This is a genomic window from Brenneria tiliae (genome assembly GCF_023347575.1).
In the GTDB taxonomy this organism is placed as follows: Bacteria; Pseudomonadota; Gammaproteobacteria; order Enterobacterales; family Enterobacteriaceae; genus Brenneria; species Brenneria corticis.
This window is the reverse complement of record NZ_JAKPCB010000099.1, coordinates 141,961-166,487: the sequence shown is the minus strand read 5'-3', so window position 1 is coordinate 166,487 and position 24,527 is coordinate 141,961. Positions and strand designations below refer to the sequence as shown.

The window sequence follows — 24,527 nt, the reverse complement described above, 5'->3', positions numbered from 1 at the left end:
CGCCGGTCATCAATAAATGAGAGCTGTTCTCATACGACTAATGTTAGCCGATATTTTGTCAAGCGCGGAATGGCGAATGTCAACGTGCGTCAACGGGCGCAGCGCGACAATCAGGCGCGGAAGCGGCCGCCAAAATCGGTTACCATAGCGCAGGCGCCTGTCGGGATGGGCGTCTTTCCTTTGTCGCGGATGGATTATGCAGCCTTTAAATTCGGGATATACCCGGTTAAAACAGCGGCAGCGCGTGCGGGATCGCCAGCGGTTAATCCTGCTGTTCCTGCTGACGCTGTCGACGCTGACCCTCGGCCTGTGCGCCGGCGAACGCTGGATTTGGCCGTTACACTGGCTGGATGAAAGCCAGCGCATCTTCGTCTGGCAGCTGCGTTTACCCAGAACCCTGGCGGTGATGCTGGTGGGGGCGAGTCTGGCGATGTGCGGCGCGGTGATGCAGGCTATTTTTGACAACCCGCTGGCCGAACCGGGGCTGCTGGGCGTCGCCAACGGCGCGGGGGTGGCGCTGGTGCTCAGCGTACTGCTGGGACAGGGCATGCTGCCGGTATGGGCGCTAAGCCTGAGCGCCATCGCCGGCGCGCTATTGATTACCTTTCTGCTGCTGCGCTTCGCCCGCCGGCACGTATCCAACGCCCGCCTGCTGCTGATTGGCGTGGCGCTGGGCATTATCTGCAGCGCGGTCATGACCTGGGCGGTCTATTTCAGCACCAGTCTGGATTTGCGTCAGCTGATGTACTGGATGATGGGCGGATTCAGCGGCATCGACTGGCGGCACGGCTGGCTGATGCTGGCCCTGTTGCCGCTGATCCTGTGGCTGAGCCGCCGGGGAGAGGTGCTGAACGGGCTGGCGCTGGGGGAGATAGCGGCGCGCCAACTGGGCGTGTCGGTCTACCGCTGGCGCAATCTGCTGGTGTGGGTGGTCGGCGCGCTGGTCGGGCTAAGCGTGGCGCTGGCGGGGGTGATCGGCTTTATCGGTTTGATTATTCCCCATATGCTGCGCCTGTGCGGGTTAACCGATCAGCGCTATCTATTAACCGGCTGCGCGCTGGCCGGCGGCTCGATTCTGATGCTGGCGGATACGCTGGCGCGTATCGCGCTGGCTTCCGCCGAGTTGCCGATTGGCGTAGTTACCGCTACGCTGGGAGCACCGTGGTTTATCTGGCTGTTGCTGCGCAACAGACTTTAGCGCTTCGCCACGCGGACAAAAATAAGTGATGACCTCCCATCTCGCAGGATAAAAAGGAACAAGACGATGAGTAATGAAATCTATGCTATTCCGCTGAAAACCATTACCGGGCAAGAGACGACGCTTGAGCCCTATCAGGGTAAGGTGGCGTTAATCGTCAACGTTGCCTCAAAGTGCGGGTTGACCAAACAGTACGACGCGCTGGAAAAAGTCTACCAAACCTATCGCGATAAGGGATTCGTGGTGCTGGGATTCCCGTCGAACGAATTCGCCGGGCAGGAGCCGGGCAGCGAGGAAGAGATTCAGGAATTTTGCCGCACGAACTTTGGCGTACAGTTCCCGCTGTTCAGCAAGATCGAAGTCAACGGCGCCGGCCGTCATCCGCTGTACCAGCTTTTGATCCGCGAGCAGCCGGAAGCCGAGGGTTCGCTGCTGAGCCCTTTTTACGCTCGCCTGGTCAATAAAGGCCGCAAACCGGCAAATCCGGAAGATATCTTATGGAATTTTGAAAAATTCCTGGTTGCCCGCGATGGCCGCGCGATCGCGCGTTTCTCCCCCGATATCGCCCCCGACGACGCGGTGATTATCAAGGCCATCGAAGCGGCGCTGGCGAAATAGTTGGCGCCGCACTCCGCACCCTTGCTGCAACTGCGGCAGGCGGGGGTTTTTCCCCGCCTGTCTCCGGTTGACGCCGCCTGCGGTTCCGGCCGGTTGCTGCACGTTATCGGCCCCAACGGCGCGGGGAAAAGCACCCTACTGGCCAGGATAGCGGGCATGCTTGCCGGCGAGGGGACGGTCTGTCTCTCCGGCCGGCCGCTGGAGGCGTGGTCCGCCCGGGATCTGGCGCTGCACCGGGCTTACCTTGCCCAGCAGCAGCCCCCGGTATCGATGATGCCGGTGTTCCAATACTTACGCCTGCACCAGCCGTCGCCGGCCGACGAGACGATTATCGAACGGGCCGTCGATTTTCTGGCCGACCGGCTGATGCTGGCCGACAAACTGACCCGCCCGCTGACCCGGCTTTCCGGCGGGGAGTGGCAGCGCGTCCGGCTGGCCGCCACGCTATTGCAGATCTGGCCGCAGGCCAATCCCCACGGCCGCCTGCTGCTGCTGGATGAACCCGCCAACAGCCTGGATGTGGCGCAGCAGGTCGCGCTGGACGATCTGCTGCGGCTGCTGTGCCGGTCGGGACTGACGGTGATTGTCTGCGCCCACGATCTGAACCACAGTCTGCACCATGCCGACGATATCTGGCTGATGTCCGGCGGGAAGCTGGTCGCCGCGGGAGAGACCGCGCAGGTTATGCAGCCGCAGACGCTGTCGTCCGTGTTCGGCGTCGATTTCCAGCGCTGCCTGGTTGACGGCCGCCACTGGCTGATACCCCGTCGCGCCTGACGTTCGGCGGCGGGAAACATCGCCTTTACTTGCCAGTTACGCCCTTTCAACGCTAAATTACATGCATATCATTCAGATAGTTATTCTCCGCCGGTTTTCTGCATCAATCCGCGGATTTTCAGGTAAAAAAGCATGATACGTCTAAAGCAGCTATTGATGTTGGCAAGCCTGATACTGGCGGGGTGCAGCAGTCATCGCAATCCGCCGCCGGATGCGCGCCTGAGCGATTCGATAATGGTGGTGGCGCAGTTGAACGATCAGCTGAATCAATGGTATCGCACGCCTTACCGCTATGGCGGTCTGAATCGTAACGGTATCGATTGTTCCGGCTTTGTCTACCTCACCTTCCGCGATCGCTTCGGCATCCGCCTGCCGCGCAGCACCGATGCGCAAACGGAAATAGGGGAACCCGTGGATCGCGACAGCCTGATGCCGGGCGATCTGCTGTTTTTCAAAACCGGCAGCGGCGGCAACGGGCTGCACGTGGGCATCTACGATAAAGACGACCAGTTTATCCACGCCTCCACCAGTCAGGGAGTCATCCGCTCATCGCTGGATAACGTCTATTGGAAGCGGGCATACTGGCAGGCCCGCCGTATCTGATTCGCCCTTGAGGGCGTCTATGGAGTCTTATGTCTTCTCTGCGTCTATTGCTCTCCGACTCTTTCGACCCGTGGTTTAATCTGGCGGTTGAGGAGTGCATCTTTCGGCAGATGCCGACCACGCAGCGGGTGCTGTTTTTATGGCGCAATGCGGAAACCGTGGTTATTGGCCGGGCGCAGAATCCGTGGAAAGAGTGTAATACGCGCCGCATGGCGCAGGACGGCATCAAACTGGCGCGGCGCAGCAGCGGGGGCGGGGCGGTATTTCACGATTTGGGCAATACCTGTTTCACCTTTATGGCGGGCAAGCCGGCATACGATAAAAGCGTTTCAACTCAAATCATCCTCAACGCTCTGGCGGCGCAGGGGATTAACGCCAGCGCCTCCGGCCGTAACGATCTGGTTATCGATACCGACGGCGGCCCGCGGAAAATATCGGGTTCCGCACACCGGGAAACCAAAGATCGCGGTTTTCATCATGGCACCCTGCTGTTGAACGCCGACCTGAGCCGTTTAGCGGATTATCTTAATCCCGATGTGAAAAAATTACAGGCGAAGGGAATTACCTCGGTGCGTTCGCGGGTCGCCAATCTGATTGAGCTATTACCGTCGATCGATCATCAGCAAATATGCCGGTCGGTGATAGCGTCCTTTTTTGATTATTACGCCGAACGCTGCGAGCCGGAAATTATTTCCCCCGCCGCCTTTCCGGATCTGCCGGGATTCAGCGAGCAGTTTGCCTGCCAGAGCAGCTGGCAGTGGAATTTCGGACAGGCGCCGGATTTTACCCATTTGCTGGATAAGCGCTTTGACTGGGGAGGCGTTGAATTACATTTTGACGTAGAGCGCGGCGTAATCGTCCGCAGCCAGATTTTTACCGACAGTTTACATCCGGCTCCGCTGGAAGCCCTGGCGGTGGCCCTGCGCGGCACGGCGTACCGGCCGGAAAATATGGCGGGTATTTGTCAGCAATTAAGCGTGGAATTTCCGCAACAGCACCACGAATTACAGCAAATGGCCGCGTGGCTGGCGGAAAGTATTGAGTAATATAAAATTAGTTTTATTTACATAAGCATACCGTTTTTTTAGAAAAACATTAAGGGGGTTTATATTATTTTTTACTTTAATGAAATTGTCTTTCTTGGTTTCGAAATTGTTTTTTAGTTATATATATTTTTCTTATCTTCAGAATCTTTATTTTTTAGCATTAATACAACACATAGTCGTATCATCAATACACTAATGGTGGCACAAGCGAGAGATTTGTATTTGCAGTGTTTCAAATTTTGTATGCTCGTAATAATGCTGTATAGTGTCGTTTATATTTCATGAATCTTGCATTCCTGATGTATTAACACAACGAGTTAGAACTTTTTGCTTTAAAAAATTGTGTAATATATAAAAAGAATGACAAGTGACATTAGTATAATTGAGATAATTAAATGTGCTTTTGCGTTAAATAAACAATGAATTGCAATAATAAGAGATACAGATATAGAAATATGAGCTATATACAGGAAAGTCCTTACCATCCTAATTATTATCTCTCTAGCAATGCTGGATAACTCCAGTGATTATACATTGGTTTAGGATTAGTGGACATTGACAATACATGGCGTATTTATATAATGTCGACACATCATATATTAACTGGTTGAAAATATGGCAATACATGGAAAGTTTGAAGTCAATAATGCTGATTTCTCCCCGCTAACCATGAATGGAGTAGGAACATTCATGGCGTTTTCTGGTAATGACAAGTACAGGAATAAGGGGGGATGTGTTCTCGTTCCAAATAATGGTCCTATTCCTGCAGGTAGGTACTGGATAGTTGATAGACCTACCGGTGGATTAAAATCAATTGCAAAATCTCTTGCAAAGGATCTCTGGAATTCAGTGGCTAAACAAAACCCATCAAACCATTTTGAATGGTTTGCACTATACCGTGATGATGGTCAAATTGATGACTACACATGGATAGAAGGGGTAAGTCGTGGAAATTTTAGACTTCATCCTATTGGTGGGGCTGGTTTATCATTAGGATGCATCACGTTACAAAGAAAAACAGATTTTTCCATGTTACGTAACATTTTATTGAATACACAAAAAATACCTGTAAATAATAGTGCTAAATTAATGGCATATGGATCTATTGAGGTAATTACTCATGGCAAAAACTGTGATGTATAAAATATATAAAACGATATTATTCATAGTGCTGTTTGTTGTCATTGCTAGGATGATTCCATATCCATCGCCACTATCATTTGAGCATCAACGGATGTTGATTAAGTTTTCAGAAAAGGTAGGATCGGATGATCCTGAGTTTGTTTACGTGTTATTATCTTCCGGCTTCAATCTAATCATTACAATAATCATTTATGTTGCAGTGATGAAGATAGCCAAACTATACCCTAAATAATTCGAGTTGCAGGAAGGCGGCGACGCAGCGAATCCCCAGGAGCTTATACCAGTAAGTGACTGGGGTGAGCGAGGAAAGCCAACGCGCATGCAGCTTGAAGTATGACGGGTATATGCCCTAAATAATTCGAGTTGCAGTATGACTACTCAGATTGAACTTTCGGAACCTCCGTCCGCAGATCGGCGCATCGTGCATAAAATCCCACCTACCAGCATTGATTCAGTTGTTCCGGTTTTGCCGGTTGTAGCGGATTAGGTACCGGAAGACGTTGCTTTCCCTTACGCCTGAAGTTCAGTTTCAACAGACAGTAAATCCAGTGCAGTCTCTTATGGGACGCATTCAGTAGTAGACGGCGTTTTTGTTTTTCAGTTTCCTCTGAGTGAAAAACATACAGCCCTGGTCTATAAAGTGGGGTAGTTAATTTTATAGGCTTTAGCTGCTGTATGCTTATCCGGCTGGAAGTGGACTATGTTAATGAGTATGTTTTCTGGCCTATTTATAGCCTGGAAGGGCGATTATTGGCCGTTGAAATGATCAGCCGGTTTAATAGCCGGTCCGGAAATCTGAGTATCCCGCCTGATATTCTTTTCAATATGCTGAATAAATCGCAAAAGCATGATTTTATTAAAGAACAGCTGGTTTTTATAAAAAATAATGCCGACTGGTTTATTGATAAGCGTATTCTGCTGGCGCTGAAAGTTGACGCTGAGACGGTGGATTTTCTGTTAACGTCAAAAACGGTGCGTAATGATATTAACGACCTGCCGTTCATTCAGTTGGAAATTAATGAGCTCTTTCCTGATTTGGCGCAGGGAAAAGAAAATGCCCGTCTTTTGAGATTGAGCAAATCATTTAATCTGTGGCTGGATAACTTTGGTTCGGGAAAAAACAACCTGAAACCGTTGCATGACGGCCTGCTTAATACGCTGAAAATGGATCAGCATCTGGTGGAGCATCTATTATCCCGAGCGGCGAACACGTTGATTATGGAGCCGTTATTACGGATCATTAAAAACTATTATCCGGGCGTGAGGGTTATTGTCAAAGGCATCGACACCCCGGATTGTCTGGCTAAAGTCAGGAATCTGAATATTGATGCGCTACAGGGCAATCTTTGGCCGGCGGTTCACTTCGATGAGCTGAAAACGCAGGTTGATTTTTCTCGATAAGCCTTGTTTTTACCCCCTGGTTATTCGGCGCTGCGGAATATCCCCACACTTGGCCGGGTGTTAATTCCGTAATGGCCGCTCTACACTTTCCCTTACAGGGGAGAAAACATGCCGCAGAAACTATCGTTCGTTAATCACTATTTCCATCAGCTGCCGGGGTTCTACACCGAGCTGCAGCCGACGCCGCTGCAGGGCGCGCGTCTGCTCTATTACAGCGGCGGACTGGCGGATGAGCTGGGGCTATCCGCACAATGGTTTACCCGCCGGCATGACGCGGTGTGGCGCGGCGAAGCGCTGTTGCCGGGCATGAAGCCGCTGGCCCAGGCGTACAGCGGCCATCAGTTCGGCATGTGGGCGGGGCAACTGGGCGACGGGCGCGGCATTCTGCTGGGCGAACAGCAGTTGGCGGACGGCCGCAGTATGGACTGGCATCTTAAAGGCGCCGGGCTGACGCCCTATTCCCGCATGGGGGACGGGCGCGCGGTGCTGCGCTCGGTTATCCGCGAGTTTCTGGCGTCCGAAGCCCTGCATCATCTGGGCATCCCGACGACGCGGGCGCTGACCATTGTCACCAGCGAGCAGGCGATAGCGCGCGAACGGGAAGAGCCGGGGGCGATGCTGCTGCGCGTAGCGGAAAGCCACGTGCGTTTCGGCCACTTCGAACATTTCTATTATCGCCGCGAAGGCGATAAGGTCCGCCAGTTGGCGGATTTCGTCATCGCCCGCCACTGGCCGCAGTGGCGGGATGAGCCGCTGCGCTATGCCTTATGGTTCGGCGATGTGGTGGAGCGCACGGCGCGGCTGATTGCCCACTGGCAGAGCGTCGGCTTTGCCCACGGCGTGTTGAATACCGACAATATGTCCATCCTCGGTTTAACCATTGATTACGGGCCGTTCGGCTTTCTGGATGATTACCAGCCGGACTATATCTGCAACCACTCCGACCATCAGGGGCGTTACGCCTTTGATAATCAACCGGCGGTCGGGCTGTGGAATCTGCATCGTCTGGCGCAGTCGCTGTCGGGGCTGATGGACACCGACGAGCTGGAAACGGCGCTGGCGCGTTACGAGCCGGCGCTGATGCAAAAATATGGCGAGCTGATGCGCGCCAAGCTGGGGCTGTTTACCGCGGATGCGGAAGACAACGCGATTCTGGTGGAGTTATTGCGCCTGATGCGGCAGGAGCGGCGCGACTATACCCGCACCTTCCGTCTGCTGGCCGACGGCGAACAAAGCGACGCGCTTTCGCCGCTGCGCGATGAGTTTATCGATCGTCCGGCGTTCGATAGCTGGTTTGCGGCTTACCGCAAACGCCTGGCGCGGGAACCGCAGCATGACGCCGCGCGCCGGCAGCGGATGAAGGCCGCCAATCCCAAATATATTCTGCGCAACTATCTGGCGCAGCAGGCCATCGAACGGGCGGAAAAAGAGGATATCAGCGTGCTGGCCCGCCTGCATCAGGCGCTTTGCCGGCCCTATGAGGAGCAGCCGGAGATGGACGATCTGGCGGCGTCGCCGCCGGAGTGGGGCAAGCATCTCGAGATATCCTGCTCCAGCTGACAGCCGGCCCGCTCCCTGACCGGCCGGCATTGGGCTACCGGCGCAGATGCACCTGCGGAATCGGGTAGTCGGGGTGCAGGCCGACGTTGAGATCGGCCTGATACCAGCGGGTCAGTATCTCCGTTTGCAGCACCTGATGCGGCGAGCCTTGCGCCACCAGTTTCCCCTGGTGCAGCAGCAGGATCCGGTCGGCGTACAGCGCGGCCAGATTCAGATCGTGCAGCACGCAGCAAACGGCCAGCGGCTGCTGCCGGGTCAGCTGTTTTAACAGGCGTAGCAGATGTTGCTGATGGTAGAGATCCAGCGCCGAGGTGGGTTCGTCAAGAAACAGCCAGCCCGGCGTCGGCTGCGGGTGCCACAGCTGTGCCAGCACGCGTGCCAGCTGTACGCGCTGCTGTTCGCCGCCGGAGAGGTGACTGTAATCGCGATTCGCCAGATCCAAACAGCCGGTCTGCTCCATCACCCGGCGGATAACGTCGTCATTCCGCCGGTCGCGTCCGTAAGGGGAGCGGCCCATGGCGACCACGTCGCGTACGCTGAAGGAGAAAGCCAGCCCACTGTGCTGACGCATCACCGCGCGGGTTTTCGCCAGCGCCTCCGGCACCCAATGGGAAAGCGGCTTACCGGCCAACAGACACTCCCCCTGATGCGGCGTCAAATAGCCGGTCAACAGGCGCAGCAGCGTGGACTTGCCCGCGCCGTTGGGACCGATAATCGCCACGATTTCGCCGCAGTTCACCTCCAGCGAAACCTCCTCGGTGAGGTAGCGTCCGCCGATATGGTAACTCAGATTATGGGCCACCAAGGCGTTATCCGGCCCGGCGTTATTCATTTCCGCGTCCTTTATGCTGCACGATCAGCCATAAAAAATAGGGGCCGCCGATCAGGCTGGTTAATAGCCCGACGGGCATCTCCGCCGGAGACAGCAACGTACGCGCCAGGGTGTCCGCCACCAGCAGCAGGCAGGCGCCCCCCAGTACCGAACCGGGAATAAGCCAGCGGTGGTCGGCGCCCAGATGCATGCGGATCAGATGAGGAACCACCAGCCCGATAAAGCCGATCACCCCGCTGACGGCAACCGCCACGCCCACCAGCAGCGAGCTTAGCAGCAACAGCGTATATTTGGTGCGCTTCACGTTAACGCCCAGATAGTGCGCCTCTTCGTCCCCCAGCTGTAACAGGTTTAAGCGGCGGGTCTGATACAGAGTGATCGCCATGGCGGGCAGCGCCAGCGTGGCCGCCACCAGTAGCATCGGCCACTGCGCCTGTCCCAGACTGCCCATGCCCCACAGAGAAAACTGACGCAGCTGCTGGTCGTTGCTGATATAGGTCAGCACGCCAACCGCCGCGCCGCACAGGGCGTTAAGGGCGATGCCGGCCAGCAAGAGCCGCGTCAGTCCGCCCTGTTCGCCGCGGCTAAGGATAAAAATGATCGCGGTAATCGCCAGACTGCCGACGAAGGCCGCCAGCATCGGGCTGTAAAGCGACATCAAGGGCGGCAGGCCGAGCGGCAGAACAATGGTCAGCGCCACGCACAGCGCCGCGCCGCTGCTGATCCCCAGCAGGCCGGGGTCGGCCAGCGGATTGCGAAACAGCCCCTGCATGATGCCCCCTGAACAGGCCAGCGCGCTGCCGACCAGAACGGCCAGCAGCACGCGGGGCAGGCGGATATGCAGCCAGATATGCCATAGCGGATCGTCCAGGGACGTCTGCCACAGCGTGTGAAACGATAGGTTGAGCGCGCCCAGGTTAGCCGCGCATATCATCAGCGCCAGCAGCAGCAACAGCAGCCCCGCCAGCCAATAACCGGGATGTAGCCGTGGCGTCATTTTATCTGTTCTGCGGCCTGGCGCAGCGTGGCCATCAGCGCCGGCGTCTCCAGCGTAAAGCCGAGTATCGCCATGTCGTCAACCACCAGCAGGCGGTTGTTTTTCCCCGCCGGCGTCAATGCCAGGCCCGGCAATTTCCAGATTTGCGCTTCGCCGCCCAGGCTCTTCAGCCCCTGGGTGGATATCACAATCAGGTCGGGAGCGCTGGCTATCACCCCTTCCTGCGATAACGGCTGATAGCGTTGGCTGCCCTGCATGGCATTGTGTAACCCGACGCTGCGGAAAATGGTATCGGCGGGGGTATTCTGTCCGGCCGCCATGGCCGTCATCCCGCCGTGGCTGAGGATAAAAAGCGCCTTGACCGGCAGCGGGGTGTCGGCGACCTTGTCCAACTGCCGGCGGTAAGCGTCAGTCAGCGCCTTGCCTTGCGCCTCTTTATCTAACGCCTGGGCAATGACGTTAATCTTTTGCGGCACGGTTTCCAGCGCCGGTTTGGCCGGCACATTGATCACCCGGGTGCCGCTTTCCGCCACCTGCTGCAACACCAGCGAGGGCTGCGACAGTTCGCTGGCAATCACCAGCGAGGGCTTCATCGCCAGAATGCCCTCGGTATTCAACTGGCGCATATAGCCCACGTCGGGAAGTCTTGTGGCGGCATCAGGATGCAGACTGGTGCTGTCTCTGGCGACCAGATCTTTTTCCGCGCCCAGCGCGTAGATGATTTCGGTAACGTCGCCGCCGACGGAGACAATGCGTTCCGCGGCCGAAACGCTGAGCGGCAGGAGCGTCAACAACGGCAATAGCCAGTTTTTCATGCGGCAAGATCCTTACGTGGTTTCAGCGCGGCTACCTGTTCGCGCCACTGCTGCTGTTCGGCGGTGCCTTCGGTGCGCTGGCCGAATAATTGCGCGATTTGCGTACCGTCCGCGGCATACAGTTCCAGACTGGTCACGATACCGTCGGCGGTCGGTTTGCGCGTGACCCAGCTCTCGGCGATGGCGTTCTCAATCAGATGCAGCGTGAAATCCTGATTAAAGATATTAATCCATTCGGCATGCTGCTCCACCCGTTCCACGCGTTCGATTTTACCGGTAAAAATCTGTACGCAGCCGCGGTTGCCAACAAATACCATAATTTCATTCTGCGCGTCTTTGGCGGCGAACAGGATCTGCGATAACGCGTGGTTATCGACCTGATAAGCCAGGTCGTCGCTGACGGCGCGGAACGCCTGCTGGCGGGTGAGATTGTAGCGCTTCAGCAGAATAAAGAACTGGTGAACGTCGGTCATCGCCCGCCAGTCGGCTTCGAATGCCGGGTTATGCTGCGCCGCCGGGGCGTCGGCCGCGTCGGCGACCGGCGGGCGGATAAGCAGCGCGGGGTTTTCGCCGCCGGCGAACGTCTCGATAAACTGCCGCCAGGCCTGGCTATCGGTGTCGTCGGTGGGGTAAACTTTCAGAATGGCGTCGCCCTGATGGTCGAAAAACTGAATGCTTTCACGCTCTCCGCGCGGCGTGGTTTCCCGCAGGAAGAAAGCGGAAGCCCAGGAGTGCAGAAATAGGCGTAAATCCAGCTCGCGCGGATTCAGGATCAGGCCGGCGTGGCCGTCCAGATGCTGATTGCGGTAATAACCGACGTGCTCGTGAACGGCGTACTCATTGCGCGTAATCGACTTGGTCTTGCCAACCTGCTCCAGCGCGCCGAGCCAGCTTTTGGCGTCCCCTTGCAGGCGCTGCGCGTCATGCCCGACGCGTGCGTGCGTCAATTCCGCTTCGCTGATGCCGAGCAGGCCGGCCAGATCGCGGGCGTATTTACGCGGATGCGCCGTTTTAGCCTCGAGGTATTGTTGGTAAAGTGAAGTCTGCATCATCGCTTCCTTATTCTTTGTCATAGTCACAGCATAGCCAGAAATTAATGAGAATCATTTTCATGTAACAAAAAAGTTACATCAAGTGAAATTTTCTTAATCCGTATGAAATGAAACCGCGGCCGTGGGATGGGGGAAAGGCAGGCTGACGGCGACGCGTTGTCCGGGCGTAAGCGCCGGGCGCGTCAGAGGACGAAGAGGATGGCCGCTTATAAAGCTAAACCGGACGGCCTTGCACGGGCCGTCCGGTTAGGGTTTCATCGACCGGATGGCGGATTAATTCAGTTGATAAATACCTGACTGCCAGGGCTGGAGTTCAAGTTTGCCGGCATTGGGCGGCACCTGTTCTTTTATGCCGCTTTCCAGCAGGGTTTTCTTGATTGAGAACGACTCAGGCAGCGCATAGCTGACGGGCTGTTCCCTGAAATTCACCACGATAAGATATTTCTCGCCGTCCAGAATACGGGTATAGGCATAGACGTCGTTATCATCGGGATCGAGATCCTGATAAGCGCCGTAGATTAATGCCGGGGTGGCGTGTCTGAGCGCAATCAATTGACGATAGAAGCTGTAAACGGAATGCGGATCTTTGCTCTGATCCGCGGCGTTGATTTCCTTATAGTTCGGGTTGACTTGGAACCACGGCGTGCCGGTGGTAAAGCCGGCATTGGCGGCGTCGCTCCACTGGAATGGCGTGCGGCTGTTGGCCCGGTTGGTTTTCTTGACGTTTTCCAGAAACTCTTGCGGCGACACTTTCCCGCTGGCGACCACCTCCTGCCAGTAGCCTTTAACGCCAAGATCGTTGAAATCTTCGATCGTTTGGAAAGGGTAGTTGGTCATCGCCAGTTCGTCCCCCTGATAAATAAAGGGCGTGGCCCGCTGGGTTAACGCCATCGTGGCCAGTGCCTTGGCGGAAAGTACGCGCCACTGCGGACGATCGTCCCCGAAGTGCGACACCAGGCGGGGATTATCGTGATTGTTCAGGAAAAAGGTATTCCAGCCATATTCCCCGGTCATGTTATTCAGACGGTTATTGATCTGACGGAATTGCGATAATCGCCAGGTTTTCTTGCGCCATCTCTCCTCTGACGAGCGGTCAACGCGGATCAGATCGAATAAAAAGGCCATATCCAATTCTTTGCGGCGTTGATCAATATATAGCGGAGCCTGCTCTATCGGCACCCCGAAGGTTTCTCCCACCGAGACGACGCCGTATTTGGCGAATACCTGCTGGTACATTTCCCGTAGATAGCGGTGCAGATTAGGCCCCTGGGTATAGGCCGCGGCGAAATTTTTCTGCTGATCAGGGGTTAAATCCGGGAAATCGGGAATTTTAGACAGCGTGGCAACCGTATCAATGCGCAGGCAGGTTACCCCCTTGTCGATCCAGAAGCGCATAATGTCATAGGCTTGTTGCCGTACCCGGGGATTATCCCAATTAAGGTCGGGCTGGGTGACGCCGAAATAATGCAGATAGTACTGACCGGTGGCGTCGTCTTTCCGCCAGGCGGAACCGCCAAAAAACGAAGGATAGTTATTGGGCGGGTTTCCCTCTTTGCCGTCACGCCAGAAGTAGTAGTCGCGATAAGGATTATCCCTGGATTTTTTACTTTCCACGAACCATTGATTCTGGTCGCTGCTATGGTTAACCACCACGTCGATCATCATATGCATGTCGCGTTTTTTCATTTCGGCTATCAGCAGCTCGAAATCTTCCATCGTGCCGTATTCGCGCATTATTTTGCGGTAGTCGCGGATATCGTAACCATTATCCACATTCGGCGAGTCATAGTGCGGATTAATCCAGATGCCGTTAACGCCGAGCTCTTTTAAATAATCCAGTTTTTCGATAATCCCTTTTAAGTCGCCAATGCCGTCGCCATTGCTGTCTTTAAATGAACGCGGATAAACCTGATAAAATACCGCCTCTTTCCACCACGCAGGATGGACCGACGTGCCATCGTTAATTGCCACAACGGATGAACTATCTATACTGTTATCCTGAGAAAATGCGCTGCATAAACCGGAGAAAGTCAAACTTGCCAGTAATATGGCGCTGAGTGTTAAACGTTTTTTTAGCATTATCATATAATAAATTTAATTACTTATAACTGGTTGTTTTTATGATGCTTAAATTATTAAGCGCCATGCCGTTTCACATAGGATATCAGGTACGGAGATAAAGTTAATTGCTATAAAAACTCTATAACGCAACCGCAATAAATCATATGTCTTGACTTTGAATTGCGCACTTTACCGGGTAATTAATGATGGTCAACTTATAGTTTAGTTCGGTAATCAGCGTATGCGGGAAAGGGTATGCCGGAGAATAGCGGAAAATAAAAAATTAGCGGGATGATAATATTAAATTTATTGTTAATCCAAGGTGATAAAAAGCGCTCAAATAATAATTTGAGCTTTAGGTGACGGCGTCACATTTAGTACATGCGACGACTCATGCCAAGAATATCAATGACTTTGGCGGAAATTTCCTCGACCGAATAATTGGTGGTATTGATGTATTTAATCTGGTGTTTGCGAAACAGCGCCTCGACCTCGTTCAACTCCATACGGCATTGGCGCAGGGAAGCATAGCGGCTGTTGCCCATCCGTTCTTCACGAATGGCCGCCAGCCGTTCGGCGTCGATGGTCAGCCCGAACAGCTTGTGCTGGAAAGGTTTTAACGCCTCAGGCAGCCGCAGGTTATCCATATCGTCGGCAATAAAAGGATAATTGGCGGCGCGAATACCGAACTGCATCGCCAGATAGAGGCTGGTGGGCGTTTTGCCGCAGCGCGATACGCCAAGCAGGATGACCTGAGCCTGATCGAGATTGCGCAGTGAAATACCGTCGTCATGAGCCAGCGTATAATCTATTGCGGCAATGCGCGCGTCATATTTACCCAGATTGTTGGCCGTCAGCCCATGGGTGCGGTTGGCGATCGGGGTGGGCGGAATATTGAGTTCTTCCTGTAAGGGGGCCACCAGCGCCTGCACGATATCCTGGCAGAACCCTTCGCTGCCGGTAATAATATTGCGCACCGTCGGGGTGACGATAGAATAAAAAACCAGCGGCCGCACGCCGCTCTGGTGATACAGGGTATTGATCTGCTCGCAAACGGCTTTGGCCCGCGCTTCACTCTCGACGAAAGGCAAGGTATAGCTGACGGTGTTCACCGGGAATTGCGACAGCACCGCATGGCCGAGCACTTCGGCGGTAATCGCCGTACCGTCCGAGACATAAAATACGCTTCTTTCCACCGGAACTCCTTATATGATTTTTGCCGCACGGCTCGTCAAAAAATATATTTTATAAATACTTTTATTAAAACGCTATTTCATTATATCAATGATAAAGATAATGAACTTTTACCCTATTGGATTTTTAGCTCATTAATCAATTCTGAGCCACGAAATGGTTTTTTTTACCCTGGTTGATCGATTCACCTGTCAATACTTTATAAATCGCTATGCTACGCTGATTACGTTGAGACCGATTCTTGACTGAATATTTCCATACCCTAAATTGTATGCAGAAAGGATTTTTCCGATGTCCAATAACGGCCCTGATTTGCGTAATGTCCTCTGGTATAACCAGCTTGGTATGCACGACGTTGAGCGGGTGGGGGGCAAAAATGCCTCTCTGGGTGAGATGATCACCAACCTTTCCGAACTTGGCGTTGCCGTTCCCAATGGTTTTGCGACAACGGCACAGGCGTTTAACGATTTTCTTAACCAAAGCGGTATCAACCAGCGTATCTATGAATTGCTGGATGATACCGACATTGACGATGTGAACCAACTGGCGAAGGCGGGTACGCAAATCCGCCAGTGGATTATCGATACGCCATTCCAGCCCGCGCTGGAGCAGGCGATCCGCACCGCGTACCAGCAGCTGGCCGAAGGGGAAAAAGATGCGTCCTTTGCCGTGCGCTCTTCCGCCACCGCGGAAGATATGCCGGATGCGTCCTTTGCCGGACAGCAGGAAACCTTCCTCAACGTTCAGGGCATCGAGGCGGTGATGACCGCGGTGAAGCACGTCTTTGCCTCTCTGTTTAACGATCGCGCCATTTCCTATCGCGTCCATCAGGGATACGACCACCGCGGCGTCGCGCTGTCGGCGGGGGTTCAGCGCATGGTGCGCTCCGATCTGGCCTCCGCCGGGGTGATGTTCACCATTGATACGGAATCCGGCTTTGATCAGGTGGTGTTTATTACCTCCGCCTATGGCCTGGGCGAGATGGTGGTGCAGGGGGCGGTGAACCCGGATGAGTTTTATGTGCATAAACCCACCCTGCGCGACAACCGGCCGGCCATTGTGCGCCGTAATATGGGGTCGAAGAAAATCCGCATGGTGTATGCCGACAGCCAGGAGCACGGCAAGCAGGTGCAGATCGAGGATGTGCCCGAGCAGCAGCGCGCCCGCTTCAGCCTGAGCGATGATGAAGTCCAGGCGTTGGCGCGCCAGGCGCTGCTGATTGAGCAACACTACGGCCGGCCGATGGATATCGAATGGGCGAAGGACGGTCACAGCGGCAAGCTGTATATCGTTCAGGCGCGTCCGGAAACCGTGCGTTCCAACGGTCAGGTGATGGAGCGCTATCATCTGCCGGCAGGGGGCGAGGTGCTGGTGGAGGGCCGGGCCATTGGTCATCGCATCGGCGCCGGCGAGGTGAAAGTCATTCAGAGTATCAGCGAAATGCACCTCATCAATGCCGGCGACGTGCTGGTTACCGACATGACCGACCCCGACTGGGAACCGATCATGAAGAAAGCGGCCGCCATCGTGACCAACCGCGGCGGGCGTACCTGCCATGCGGCGATTATTGCCCGCGAGCTGGGGATCCCGGCGGTGGTGGGCTGCGGGGACGCCACCGAACGGCTGAAAAACGCCCAGAAGGTGACCGTCTCCTGCGCGGAGGGCGATACCGGCTATGTTTATCGCGACCTGCTGGATTTCACGGTGAAAAGCTCGCAGATTGATGCGATGCCGGACCTGCCGCTGAAAATCATGATGAACGTCGGTAATCCCGATCGCGCGTTCGATTTCGCCTGTTTGCCGAACGAGGGCGTCGGGCTGGCCCGCCTGGAATTTATCATCAACCGGATGATTGGCGTGCATCCGCGCGCGCTGCTGGAGTTTGACCAGCAGACCCCGGAGCTGCAACGTGAAATCAAAGCGCTGATGAACGGCTATGACGATCCGGTGGAATTCTATATCGGCCGGCTGACGGAAGGCATTGCGACCCTGGGCGCGGCGTTCTCGCCGAAACGGGTGATCGTACGGCTGTCCGATTTTAAATCCAACGAGTACGCCAACCTGGTGGGCGGCGCGCACTACGAACCGGAAGAGGAAAATCCGATGCTGGGCTTCCGCGGGGCGGGGCGTTATGTTTCCCCGGATTTCAAAGCGTGCTTTGCGCTGGAATGCGCGGCGGTGAAGCGCGTCCGCAACGATATGGGGCTGAAGAACGTGGAGATTATGATCCCGTTCGTGCGCACCGTGGCGCAGGCGGAAGCGGTAATCGACGAACTGGCGCGCCAGGGGCTGCGGCGCGGCGAAGACGGACTGAAAATCATCATGATGTGCGAGATCCCCTCCAACTCGCTGTTGGCGGAGCAGTTTCTGGAGCACTTTGACGGCTTCTCCATCGGTTCCAACGACATGACCCAGCTGGCGCTGGGGCTGGATCGGGATTCCGGCGTGGTCTCCGAGCTGTTCGACGAACGCAACGACGCCGTCAAGGCATTGCTGTCAATGGCGATCAAGGCGGCGAAGAAACAGGGTAAATACGTGGGTATCTGCGGTCAGGGTCCTTCGGACCATGAAGATTTCGCCCTCTGGCTGATGGAGCAGGGCATCGACAGCCTGTCCCTTAACCCGGATACCGTGGTGCAGACCTGGCTGAATCTGGCCGAACACCAGTAACCCGGTAACATAAAACGCCCGGTAACCAAGCGTTACCGGGCGTTTTTTTAGCGGGCGATAAGAAAAGATTTGAACTGCGGCGTCATTACGGCGCTGAAGCCTTGATCGGTTTTGGTGATCAAGTAAACCGCCAGTCCCTGCCGCTCCGCCAGCTTTAACGCCTTTTCCGTGCCCAGCACCATTAACCCGGTGTCCCAGCCGTCGGCCTCCAGCGCCGTTGGCGCGATAACGGTAACCGAAACCAGCTGATGGGTGATGGGTTTGCCGCTCGCCGGATCGATGACGTGGGAATAGCGCTTGCCGTCCTGCTCAAAATAATTGCGGTAGCTGCCGGAGGTGCTGATGGCGTATCCCTGTAAATCCACCGCCGCCTGAATGGCGTTTTCCCGATCGGTCGGTTTCTGGATCGCCACGCGCCAGGGTACGCCTTCGGCATTGACCCCCCGGCTGGATATCGCGCCGCCCACGGAAACCAGATAGTTGCTGATGCCTTTGCGCAGCATCAACTGCGCCAGAACGTCGGCGCCGTAGCCTTCCCCCAGCGTCGACAGATCGACATAGAGGTCGGGGAGATCTTTTTGCAGCCATTCGCCGCGTTGATCGCTGAGCAGCCGAAGATGGCTTAGCCCGACGTTCTGCCGGGCCCGATCGATCTGCTGCTGGCTGGGGATGTGCGTCGGCTGTTTTTGCGGACCGAATCCCCACAGATTGACCAGCGGCCCGACGGTAATATCCATGGCGCCGTCGGTTGCTCTGCCGATACGCTGCGCCGCCAGAATAATGTCCGCCATGCCTTTGCTGACGGGTTGGGGCTCGCCGCCGCGATATTGATTGAATCGCGATAGCGTCGAGTCGTTGCGGTAGGTGGAAATCTCGTCATTGGCCTGCTCAAGCAAACCATCGATCTCCTGCTGCAGCCGTTCCTTGCTTTCCGCCACTTCGCCGCTGATTTTGACGCTATAGAAGGTGCCCATGGTTTTTCCCTCAATGGTCAGCAGCGGACGAGGGGCGGCGGCATGGGGGGCGCTATCGCAGGCCGCAAGCAGGCAGAGCAAACAACCAAGTAGTAATCCCCTGGCGAGAGTAGTCATGAAAAAAAACTCCTAGAAATAAAGCAAGGTGCTAACAAATAAAGCAAAGTGCGAGAAATGCAAATAGGAGATTAACAAAAACCTGGCCGACCGCAATTTATGGCGAGAAAAGCGATGGCGCGGCCTGAAGGGGAGATAAAAAAAAAGCCCACCTCAGGGGATGGGCAAAGACTACACACAGCAATTCGTTACTAACTCTGACGAGGAGGAAACCTCATTGGCAAACAGTAGGTTAAAGCTAGCTTTCAAATCTATGCTAGAGATTATGCTTAGCCGAGTCATTAAGAATCATCCTAATGGTTAATTGTTTTTTAAGAGTAGAGAAACGGTGTGGGGGGTTGCTGCCATAAAATTGCGGCGATAAATTATGATAAGCAAAATTTTTAGGAATAATCCCGAAAAAAATAGGCTAAATCATTAGTTTTGTTTATTTATTATAGGGCGGCGGCCGCGGAAGAACTCTTCCGTGGCCGCCGCTATTGCATGATGCCGCTTACTCTTTGCCGGTGTCCTGCTCAAGGGGAACAATTTTCCCCGGTTCGGGAATTTCCCTCATCCAGGCGAAAATCAGCCGGTAGGATACGGCAAGCACCACCGGTCCGATAAACAACCCGATCATGCCGAAGGCCAGCAATCCGCCGATTACGCCGCACAGAATTAACAGCAGCGGCAGGTCGGCTCCCAGGCGAATCAGCACCGGGCGGATAAAGTTATCAATGGTGCCGACCACGCAGCTCAGGACCAGCAGTACCGTTCCCCAGGTGGTGTCTCCGCTCCAGTAGAGCCAGATAATGGCCGGGATCAGTACCGGGAGCGGGCCCAACTGCACCAGGCAGAACAGAAACATCAGCACCGTCAGCAAGGTGGTGTACGGAATGCCGGAGATAAACAGCCCAAGGCCGCCCAGCAGCGACTGAACGATGGCGGTCACCACCACGCCCAGCGCCACGGCGCGAATGGACTGCGCCGCCAGGATCACCGCGGTATCGCCACGCTCCTGCCCGAGGCGGATAGCGAAATGGCGCACCGCTTTGGCGACGGCTTCCCCTTTATAGTAAAGCAGCGCGCTGAATAACAGCATCAGGGCGCAGTGCACCAGGAAGCGGCCGACGTGCGCGGCCTGCGCCACCAGCCAGGTGGCGGTTTTGCCCGCATAGGGCTGAATTTTGGAAAACAGGCCGCTGCCGCTGCTTTGCAGCAAGGTTTGCCAACCGCTGAAGAGCTTGTCTCCCACCAGCGGAATGGAGGTCAGCCACTCCAACTGCGGCAGTGAGAAGTTTTCCTGGCTGGCTCCCCAGCGCATCAGCGCCGAACTGTTGTCGATAGCGCTACTGACCAGTACGGCAATCGGCAATACGAACAGCAGAATCAGCAGCAACGTCATGGCAAGAACGGCCAGGGAACGTCGCCCCCATAGCAGATGTTGCAGTTTAATCATTAGCGGCCAGGTCGCGATGACCACCATAGAGGCCCAGGCAAAGCCCAGAATAAAGGGTTGCACCACCCAAAAGCAGGCGATGATCATAATGGCAATAAACAGCAGGCTAAATAATATTCTGGCCAGGTCGAAACGCTGTTGTTGAGATTTTCTTATCAATGAATAGTACCTCGGTAAATAGACATAATGTCTGAAAGCAAGGCCGCTTTGGCAAGGCGATGAAAGCGGCAATGATTTATCATGAGATATTTCCGTCGTTTTTAACAGTCCGTTGAACAGATTGTTGGTCAACGGGTGTAAACCCGCTACGCCATGTGTTTTTTATCGATTCAGCGGCGCGGCCGCGTGAAATATGATAAAACGTGGTAAGTCTGATGGTCGGATAAACGGACGGTTGGATTACAGGGATAGTTGGCGCAAATCGTTTCATCACAGACACCTAACGTCATATTGGCAAACATTTCTTGTACGGACAGGGTCAAAAAATAATGATCCCACAGATCTCTCAGTCACCCGGGCTGGTTCAGCCGGTGCTTAACTTTTTGGAAGCATTGAAACACAGTGGATTTACCGGCGATACGGCGACAAACTACGCCGATCGCCTGACGATGGCGACAGATAATAGTATCTATCAGCTGTTGCCGGATGCGGTGGTGTTTCCCCGCTCCACCGCCGACGTGGCGATTCTGGCGCGTCTGGCCGGGGAGGAACGCTTTCTCAGCCTGGCGTTCACGCCGCGCGGCGGCGGCACCGGAACCAACGGCCAGGCCCTGAATAAGGGCATCGTGGTGGATATGTCGCGCTATATGAACCGCATCCTGGAGATCAATCCGGAACAGGGGTGGGTCAGGGTCGAGGCCGGCGTGATCAAGGACCAGCTTAACCAGTATCTTAAACCGTTCGGCTACTTTTTCGCCCCGGAATTATCCACCAGCAACCGCGCCACGCTGGGCGGCATGATCAACACCGATGCCTCGGGACAAGGGTCGCTGGTGTACGGTAAAACCTCCGATCATGTGCTGGGCCTGCGCGCGCTGCTGCTCGGCGGTGAAATGCTGGATACGCAGGCTATGCCCGTGGCGCTGGCGGAGCAGCTGGCGCGGGAATCCTCGGCGGTCGGGCGGATTTATCATACGGTGCTGCACCGTTGCCGCGAGCAGCGCCAGCTGATTGTCGAAAAATTCCCCAAATTGAACCGCTTTCTTACCGGGTACGATTTGCGCCATGTTTTCAGCGATGATCTGCAAACCTTTGACCTGACGCGCATTCTTACCGGGGCCGAAGGAACGCTGGCGTTTATTACCGAAGCCAAGCTCGATATTACGCCGCTGCCGAAAGTGCGGCGGCTGGTGAACGTCAAATACGACTCTTTCAACTCGGCCCTGCGCAATGCGCCCTTTATGGTGGAAGCGCAGGCGCTGTCGGTGGAAACCGTGGACTCCAGCGTATTGAATCTGGCGCGCGAGGATATTGTCTGGCACTCCGTCAGCGAACTGATTACCGATGTGCCTGACCAGGAGATGCTGGGGCTGAATATCGTGGAGTTCGCCGGCGATGACGAAGCCTTGATCAACGAGCGGGTGCGCCAGCTGTGCCAACGGCTGGATGAGCTGCTGGCAAGCGGGGAGGCCGGGGTTATCGGCTATCAGACCTGTAACGATCTGGCGGACATTGAACGCATTTATGGCATGCGCAAAAAAGCGGTCGGTTTGCTGGGAAACAGTAAAGGGCAGGCGAAACCGATCCCGTTTGCCGAGGATACCTGCGTGCCGCCGCAGCATCTGGCGAATTATATCGCCGAATTTCGCGAACTGCTGGACAGCCACAATCTGACCTACGGCATGTTCGGCCACGTGGATGCGGGGGTGCTGCACGTGCGCCCGGCGCTGGATATGTGCGATCCGCAGCAGGAAATGCTGATGAAGCAGCTTTCCGATAAAATTGTGGCATTAACCGCGAAATACGGCGGTCTGCTATGGGGAGAGCACGGCAAAGGGTTCCGAGCCGAGTACAGCCCGGCGTTTTTCGGCCCCGAGCTGTATGCCGAGCTGCGGCGCATCAAAGCCGCGTTCGATCCCGATAACCGGCTCAATCCCGGTAAAATCTGCGCCCCGCTGGACCTGGATGCGCCGATGATGAAAGTGGACGCCGTCAAACGCGGCACCCACGATCGCACCATCCCGCTGGCGGTGCGTAGCTCTTTTCGCGGCGCGCTGGACTGTAACGGCAATGGCTTATGCTTCAATTTTGATGCCCGCAGCCCGATGTGCCCTTCGATGAAAATCACCGGCAACCGCATTCATTCGCCGAAAGGCCGGGCGACGCTGGTGCGCGAATGGCTGCGTTTGCTGGCGGAGCAGGGGGTAGATCCGCTGGAGCTGGAGCAACGGCTGCCGCAGCAGAAACTCAGCCTGAATACCCTGATTCAGAAAACCCGCAATAGCTGGTATGCCCGGCAGGGCGAGTATGATTTTTCCCATGAAGTGAAAGAGGCGATGTCGGGGTGCCTGGCCTGTAAAGCCTGCTCGACGCAGTGTCCGATCAAGATTGACGTACCCGGTTTTCGCTCCCGTTTCCTGCAGCTGTATCACACCCGCTATTTACGTCCGGCTCGGGATTATCTGGTGGCCGGGGTGGAAAGCTATGCGCCGCTGATGGCGCGCAGCCCCAGGACCTTCAACTTCTTTTTGAAAATGCCGTGGGTGAATGCGCTGAGCCGTCGGCAGATCGGCATGGTCGATCTGCCGTTGCTCTCTTCTCCCTCGCTGCGCCAGCAGTTCGCCGATCACCGCGCCGGTAAAACCACGCTGGAACAGCTGGAAAAATTGTCCGCGCAGGAGCGCCGGCAATATGTATTAATCGTCCAGGATCCCTTTACCAGCTATTATGATGCGCAGGTGGTGGCCGATTTTGTGCATCTGGTGGAAAAATTGCGCCTGAAACCGGTGCTGCTGCCGTTTTCTCCGAACGGCAAGGCGCAACATATTAAAGGCTTTTTGCAGCGCTTTGCCAAAACCGCGGCGAAAACCGCCGATTTCCTTAATCGCGTCGCCAGACTGGAGATACCGATGGTCGGCGTCGATCCGGCGCTGGTGTTGTGCTATCGCGACGAATACCGGGAGATCCTGGGGGATAAACGGGGCGACTTTAAGGTGCAGCTGGTGCACGAGTGGCTGATGACCTCGCTGGCGGGAAAAACCGCGCAGGCCGTCGCCGGCGAATGCTGGTATCTGTTCGGACACTGCACGGAAACCACCGCGTTGCCCGCCAGTACCCAACAGTGGGTGGATATTTTCTCCCGCTTCGGCGCCCGGCTGGAAAACGTCAGCGTCGGTTGTTGCGGCATGGCGGGAACCTACGGCCATGAAAGCAGCAATCTGGCGAACTCGCAGGGTATTTATGCGCTCTCCTGGCAACAGGCCCTGCAGAAGTTGCCGCAACGGCGCTGTCTGACCACCGGCTACTCCTGCCGCAGTCAGGTGAAACGGATGGAGGGGAGCGGGCTGCGTCATCCTCTACAGGCCTTGCTGGAGATTATCTGAATGCTATGGAAAAGACAGGTTACCCTCGAACAGCTTAATCAGCAGAGTCGGGGGTGTATGATTGGCTTCCTGGGGATCCGCTACACCCGGATAACGGACGATTGCCTGGAAGGGATGATGCCGGTGGAGGACCGTACCCGCCAGCCGTTCGGCCTGCTGCACGGCGGGGCGTCGGTGGTGCTGGCCGAGTCCCTCGGTTCGGTGGCCGGCTATCTGTGCACCGAAGGGGATCAACAGGTGGTGGGTATGGAGGTCAACGCCAATCATCTGCGCGCGGTGGTTGACGGCGAGGTGCGCGGCGTGTGCCGCGCTCTGCACGCCGGACGGCGCAATCAGGTATGGCAGATAGATATTTTCGATAGCCGGGATCGCCTGTGCTGCACCTCGCGCCTGACGACCGCGATAATTACGCCGTAGCCCTGACCGACAACCGCGCCGGCCGCATTTTGCCGTCCGCTGCGGTTGGTTGTCAGGTCGCGGCGCGCGCTA

Annotated in this window: 19 protein-coding genes, 1 other RNA gene and 1 pseudogene; 11 read left to right on the top strand and 10 right to left on the bottom strand. The window is 55.6% G+C overall.

The window, feature by feature from the left end; genetic code table 11:
- The first annotated feature begins 196 nt into the window (after positions 1-196).
- The 6 genes from btuC to MFP24_RS14505 all read left to right on the top strand — a co-directional run bounded on the left by btuC (position 197) and on the right by MFP24_RS14505 (position 5,385).
- Positions 197-1,198, top strand: a complete 1,002-nt coding sequence (gene btuC / locus MFP24_RS14530) for a vitamin B12 ABC transporter permease BtuC (RefSeq protein ID WP_249231018.1) — start codon at positions 197-199, stop codon at positions 1,196-1,198.
- A 66-nt stretch (positions 1,199-1,264) separates the two neighbouring features.
- Positions 1,265-1,816 carry a glutathione peroxidase gene (locus MFP24_RS14525; protein ID WP_249231019.1) on the top strand — a complete coding sequence of 184 codons (552 nt, stop codon included), beginning with the start codon at positions 1,265-1,267 and terminating at the stop codon, positions 1,814-1,816.
- A gap of 21 nt (positions 1,817-1,837) precedes the next feature.
- Positions 1,838-2,593: a vitamin B12 ABC transporter ATP-binding protein BtuD gene (gene btuD / locus MFP24_RS14520; protein WP_249231157.1), complete on the top strand. Its 756-nt coding sequence runs from the start codon at positions 1,838-1,840 to the stop codon at positions 2,591-2,593.
- A 132-nt stretch (positions 2,594-2,725) separates the two neighbouring features.
- Complete coding sequence (locus MFP24_RS14515) at positions 2,726-3,196, top strand: C40 family peptidase (protein WP_263458509.1); 471 nt, start codon at positions 2,726-2,728, stop codon at positions 3,194-3,196.
- A 29-nt stretch (positions 3,197-3,225) separates the two neighbouring features.
- Positions 3,226-4,242, top strand: coding sequence for a lipoate--protein ligase (gene lplA, locus MFP24_RS14510; RefSeq protein WP_249231020.1), 1,017 nt, complete (start codon positions 3,226-3,228; stop codon positions 4,240-4,242).
- Positions 4,243-4,857: 615 nt separating this feature from the next.
- Positions 4,858-5,385 carry a DUF2778 domain-containing protein gene (locus MFP24_RS14505; protein ID WP_249231021.1) on the top strand — a complete coding sequence of 176 codons (528 nt, stop codon included), beginning with the start codon at positions 4,858-4,860 and terminating at the stop codon, positions 5,383-5,385.
- A 379-nt stretch (positions 5,386-5,764) separates the two neighbouring features.
- On the opposite strand, the pseudogene MFP24_RS14500 reads toward MFP24_RS14505, so the two are convergent.
- A pseudogene (locus tag MFP24_RS14500) lies at positions 5,765-5,951 on the bottom strand (IS3 family transposase); the annotation flags it as partial.
- Between the two features lie 109 nt (positions 5,952-6,060).
- Here MFP24_RS14500 and MFP24_RS14495 point away from each other — a divergent pair.
- Both MFP24_RS14495 and MFP24_RS14490 read left to right on the top strand, forming a co-directional pair.
- Positions 6,061-6,786: an EAL domain-containing protein gene (locus tag MFP24_RS14495; protein WP_249231022.1), complete on the top strand. Its 726-nt coding sequence runs from the start codon at positions 6,061-6,063 to the stop codon at positions 6,784-6,786.
- Positions 6,787-6,894: 108 nt separating this feature from the next.
- The gene (locus MFP24_RS14490) at positions 6,895-8,346 is read left to right on the top strand and encodes a protein adenylyltransferase SelO (RefSeq protein WP_249231023.1); all 1,452 of its coding nucleotides are present in this window, start codon (positions 6,895-6,897) and stop codon (positions 8,344-8,346) included.
- A gap of 34 nt (positions 8,347-8,380) precedes the next feature.
- On the opposite strand, the gene MFP24_RS14485 is transcribed toward MFP24_RS14490, so the two are convergent.
- From MFP24_RS14485 to ppsR, 6 genes are all read right to left on the bottom strand, one after another.
- The gene (locus tag MFP24_RS14485; protein WP_249231024.1) at positions 8,381-9,178 is read right to left on the bottom strand and encodes a heme ABC transporter ATP-binding protein; all 798 of its coding nucleotides are present in this window, start codon (positions 9,176-9,178) and stop codon (positions 8,381-8,383) included.
- Complete coding sequence (locus MFP24_RS14480; protein WP_249231025.1) at positions 9,171-10,175, bottom strand: FecCD family ABC transporter permease; 1,005 nt, start codon at positions 10,173-10,175, stop codon at positions 9,171-9,173. The genes MFP24_RS14485 and MFP24_RS14480 overlap by 8 nt, the downstream gene beginning before the upstream one ends.
- Entirely contained in the window at positions 10,172-10,990 is an 819-nt protein-coding gene (locus tag MFP24_RS14475; RefSeq protein WP_249231026.1) for a heme/hemin ABC transporter substrate-binding protein, read from the bottom strand. The genes MFP24_RS14480 and MFP24_RS14475 overlap by 4 nt, the downstream gene beginning before the upstream one ends.
- Positions 10,987-12,039: a hemin-degrading factor gene (locus tag MFP24_RS14470; RefSeq protein WP_249231027.1), complete on the bottom strand. Its 1,053-nt coding sequence runs from the start codon at positions 12,037-12,039 to the stop codon at positions 10,987-10,989. The genes MFP24_RS14475 and MFP24_RS14470 overlap by 4 nt, the downstream gene beginning before the upstream one ends.
- A gap of 276 nt (positions 12,040-12,315) precedes the next feature.
- Positions 12,316-14,121, bottom strand: a complete 1,806-nt coding sequence (locus tag MFP24_RS14465) for a glycoside hydrolase family 13 protein (RefSeq protein WP_249231028.1) — start codon at positions 14,119-14,121, stop codon at positions 12,316-12,318.
- 356 nt (positions 14,122-14,477) lie between these two features.
- Complete coding sequence (ppsR, locus tag MFP24_RS14460) at positions 14,478-15,299, bottom strand: posphoenolpyruvate synthetase regulatory kinase/phosphorylase PpsR (RefSeq protein WP_249231029.1); 822 nt, start codon at positions 15,297-15,299, stop codon at positions 14,478-14,480.
- A gap of 289 nt (positions 15,300-15,588) precedes the next feature.
- Here ppsR and ppsA point away from each other — a divergent pair, with 289 nt between their 5' ends.
- On the top strand, positions 15,589-17,967 hold the full coding sequence (gene ppsA, locus MFP24_RS14455; protein ID WP_249231030.1) for a phosphoenolpyruvate synthase: 2,379 nt from the start codon (positions 15,589-15,591) through the stop codon (positions 17,965-17,967).
- A gap of 47 nt (positions 17,968-18,014) precedes the next feature.
- On the opposite strand, the gene apbE is transcribed toward ppsA, so the two are convergent.
- The 3 genes from apbE to ydiK all read right to left on the bottom strand — a co-directional run bounded on the left by apbE (position 18,015) and on the right by ydiK (position 20,655).
- Positions 18,015-19,058, bottom strand: coding sequence for an FAD:protein FMN transferase ApbE (gene apbE, locus MFP24_RS14450; protein WP_249231031.1), 1,044 nt, complete (start codon positions 19,056-19,058; stop codon positions 18,015-18,017).
- Between the two features lie 136 nt (positions 19,059-19,194).
- Positions 19,195-19,300: antisense sRNA RprA (gene rprA / locus MFP24_RS14445), an RNA gene on the bottom strand.
- A gap of 251 nt (positions 19,301-19,551) precedes the next feature.
- Positions 19,552-20,655: an AI-2E family transporter YdiK gene (gene ydiK / locus MFP24_RS14440; protein ID WP_249231032.1), complete on the bottom strand. Its 1,104-nt coding sequence runs from the start codon at positions 20,653-20,655 to the stop codon at positions 19,552-19,554.
- Positions 20,656-20,984: 329 nt separating this feature from the next.
- Here ydiK and ydiJ point away from each other — a divergent pair, with 329 nt between their 5' ends.
- Positions 20,985-24,038, top strand: coding sequence for a D-2-hydroxyglutarate dehydrogenase YdiJ (ydiJ, locus tag MFP24_RS14435; protein ID WP_249231033.1), 3,054 nt, complete (start codon positions 20,985-20,987; stop codon positions 24,036-24,038).
- Positions 24,039-24,455: a 1,4-dihydroxy-2-naphthoyl-CoA hydrolase gene (gene menI, locus MFP24_RS14430; protein WP_249231034.1), complete on the top strand. Its 417-nt coding sequence runs from the start codon at positions 24,039-24,041 to the stop codon at positions 24,453-24,455.
- The last annotated feature ends 72 nt before the right edge of the window (positions 24,456-24,527 follow it).

Bases quoted from the DNA above. Each gene is read 5' to 3' on its own strand.
- btuC (WP_249231018.1), top strand. From the start codon at position 197: ATGCAGCCTTTAAATTCGGGATATACCCGGTTAAAACAGCGGCAGCGC.
- MFP24_RS14525 (WP_249231019.1), top strand. From the start codon at position 1,265: ATGAGTAATGAAATCTATGCTATTCCGCTGAAAACCATTACCGGGCAA.
- MFP24_RS14515 (WP_263458509.1), top strand. From the start codon at position 2,726: ATGATACGTCTAAAGCAGCTATTGATGTTGGCAAGCCTGATACTGGCG.
- lplA (WP_249231020.1), top strand. From the start codon at position 3,226: ATGTCTTCTCTGCGTCTATTGCTCTCCGACTCTTTCGACCCGTGGTTT.
- MFP24_RS14505 (WP_249231021.1), top strand. From the start codon at position 4,858: ATGGCAATACATGGAAAGTTTGAAGTCAATAATGCTGATTTCTCCCCG.
- MFP24_RS14495 (WP_249231022.1), top strand. From the start codon at position 6,061: ATGCTTATCCGGCTGGAAGTGGACTATGTTAATGAGTATGTTTTCTGG.
- MFP24_RS14490 (WP_249231023.1), top strand. From the start codon at position 6,895: ATGCCGCAGAAACTATCGTTCGTTAATCACTATTTCCATCAGCTGCCG.
- MFP24_RS14485 (WP_249231024.1), bottom strand. From the start codon at position 9,178: ATGAATAACGCCGGGCCGGATAACGCCTTGGTGGCCCATAATCTGAGT.
- MFP24_RS14480 (WP_249231025.1), bottom strand. From the start codon at position 10,175: ATGACGCCACGGCTACATCCCGGTTATTGGCTGGCGGGGCTGCTGTTG.
- MFP24_RS14475 (WP_249231026.1), bottom strand. From the start codon at position 10,990: ATGAAAAACTGGCTATTGCCGTTGTTGACGCTCCTGCCGCTCAGCGTT.
- MFP24_RS14470 (WP_249231027.1), bottom strand. From the start codon at position 12,039: ATGCAGACTTCACTTTACCAACAATACCTCGAGGCTAAAACGGCGCAT.
- MFP24_RS14465 (WP_249231028.1), bottom strand. From the start codon at position 14,121: ATGCTAAAAAAACGTTTAACACTCAGCGCCATATTACTGGCAAGTTTG.
- ppsA (WP_249231030.1), top strand. From the start codon at position 15,589: ATGTCCAATAACGGCCCTGATTTGCGTAATGTCCTCTGGTATAACCAG.
- apbE (WP_249231031.1), bottom strand. From the start codon at position 19,058: ATGACTACTCTCGCCAGGGGATTACTACTTGGTTGTTTGCTCTGCCTG.
- ydiJ (WP_249231033.1), top strand. From the start codon at position 20,985: ATGATCCCACAGATCTCTCAGTCACCCGGGCTGGTTCAGCCGGTGCTT.
- menI (WP_249231034.1), top strand. From the start codon at position 24,039: ATGCTATGGAAAAGACAGGTTACCCTCGAACAGCTTAATCAGCAGAGT.